Origin of the sequence: Corallococcus sp. CA047B (assembly GCF_003612065.1) — a bacterium.
Taxonomy (GTDB): domain Bacteria; phylum Myxococcota; class Myxococcia; order Myxococcales; family Myxococcaceae; genus Corallococcus; species Corallococcus praedator.
In genome coordinates, this window is the sequence record NZ_RAWD01000590.1 from 1 (window position 1) to 2,390 (window position 2,390).

Annotated in this window: 1 protein-coding gene; it reads left to right on the forward strand. The window is 70.0% G+C overall.

From position 1 onward, the window contains the following. Positions 1–2,390: amino acid adenylation domain-containing protein (locus D7X74_RS41310; RefSeq protein ID WP_120538392.1), on the forward strand; the 2,390-nt coding region annotated here is incomplete at both ends.

A 2,390-nucleotide genomic window follows, 5' to 3' on the forward strand; every position in this document is an offset into this window, starting at 1 on the left:
GTCCAATACGCCGAGTTCACCGCCTGGCAGCGTCAGTGGCTCCAGGACGACAGGTTGGAGCGACTGCTGACGTATTGGCGCAAGCAGTTGGCTGGCGCTCCGCTCCTTCTGGAGCTGCCCATGGATCGGCCCCGCCCGCCGCTCCACCGCCTCAAGGGCCACACGTTCTCATTCCGGCTCTCCCCGGAGGTCTCCCAGGCCATCGAGGACCTCTGCCTCCGGGAGAACGTCACGTTGTTCATGGGCCTGCTCGCGGGCTTCAGCGCCCTGCTGCACCGCTACACGGGCCAGCAGGACCTCATCGTCGGAACCCCGCTCGCCGGACGGATCCGGCCTGAGCTCGAAGGGATGGTCGGACTCTTCGTCAACACGCTCACGCTTCGGCAGGACCTGTCGGGTGCCCCCAGCCTCATCGAACTGATGCGGCGCGTGCGCGAGGTCACGCTCGGCGCCTACGCCCACCAGGAGCTTCCCTTCGAGAAGCTCGTCGAGGACTTCCACCCCGAGCGCGTCCTCAGTCACGCGCTGGTGGTCCAGGTCATGTTCGTCCTACAGACGCCCACCCTGGAGGCGCATCCGTCCACCGCGCTCCAGATGGTCACGGCCGCGGAGCCGTGGGAGCTGCGCACCGGGACGTCGAAGTGCGACCTGACGCTCTTCGTGACGAAGTCACCGGAGGGGCTGAAAGCGACCTTCGAGTACGACACCGACCTCTTCGACGCCGAACGCATCCAGCGCATGGCCTCCCACTTCCAGACGCTGCTGGAAGCCGCCGTCGCACAGCCTTCGCGACCCATCGCATCCCTCGCGCTGCTCCCCGAATCCGAGCGCCACCGCGTCCTCCGCGACTGGAACGACGCCACCGTCGACTTCCCCCGGGACCTCTGCATCCACGAGCGCTTCGCCCTCCAGGCCGCGCGCACTCCCGACGCGCCCGCCGTCACCTTCGGCCCCCTCACCGTCTCCTACCAACAGCTTGATGAGCGCTCCAACCAGCTCGCCTGGCACCTGCGCTCGCTCGGCGTTGGTCCCGAGGTCCTCGTCGGCGTGTGCGTGGAGCGCTCCGTCGACCTCATCGTCGGAATGCTCGCCGTGCTCAAGGCTGGCGGCGCCTACCTGCCGCTCGACGACTCCCATCCCGCTGAACGCCTTGCCTTCATGCTCCAGGATGCGCGCGTCAGCGTCCTGCTCGTGCACCAGCACAAGCGTGAACGGCTTCCGCCCTTCGCTGGCGTCACGGTCTGCCTCGATGCCGACGCGGACTCGCTCGGTCGCCTTTCCACCGCGCCCCTTCCGCGCACCTCCGGTCCGGAGAACCTCGCCTACGTCATCTTCACCTCGGGCTCCACCGGCAGACCGAAGGGCAGCGCCATCGTCCACCGGGGCGTGCTGGCCCTGGCCTTCGACCGCCTCCTCCATCCCTTCTCTCCGGAGGACCGCGTCGCCCAGGCGTCCAACGCCTCCTTCGACCCGAGCACCTTTGAAATCTGGGGCGCCCTGCTGCACGGCGCCCACCTCGTGGGCATCACCGCCAATCCCGCGCACTCTCCCCAGGAGTTCGCGGACCAGGTGCGCGACACCCGGGCCTCCGTCATGTTCGTCACCACGGCGGTGCTCCACCTGCTCGCCCGCCAGATCCCCACCGCCTTCGCAGGCCTCAGGACGCTCGTCTTCGGAGGTGAGGCCGCCGATCCGCTCGCCCTGCGCGAAGTCCTCCAGCACGGCCCGCCCCAGCGCCTGGTCAACGGCTACGGCCCCACCGAGTGCACCGTCTTCTCCTCCTTCCACCTCCTCGATTCGCCCCCCGCGCTCGGCGTCCCCGTCCCCATCGGCCGCCCGCTCACCAACGGCCCCCTCTACATCCTCGACGCCCTGCTGCAGCCCGTGCCCATCGGTGTCCCGGGCGAGCTGTACGTCTCCGGTGAGCGCCTCGGCCGTGGCTACTTCGACCGCCCCGAACTCACGGCGTTCACCTACCGGCCCCACCCCTTCTCCACCGTTCCGGGCGCGCGCCTGTACAAGACAGGGGACCGCGCCCGCTTCCTGGCCGACGGCCGCGTCGAGTACCTGGGCCGCGCCGACCATCAAGTGAAGGTGCGCGGCTACCGCGTCGAGCTGGGCGAAATCGAGGAGGCCCTGCGCCTCCACCCGACCGTCAAGGACGCCTCCGTCGTCGCGCTCGAGGCCGGAGGCGATCGGCGCCTCGCCGCCTATCTCGTGCCCGTCGCCGGGGCCGTGCTACCCGACGGCTCCGAGCTGCGCGGCTGGCTGCGCGAACGCCTTCCCGAGCACATGGTGCCCGCCTCCTTCACTCCGCTCGCCGCGCTGCCCCTCACCGTCAACGGCAAGGTGGACCGCCGTGCCCTGCCCGCCCCCGCGCCCGCTCGCGG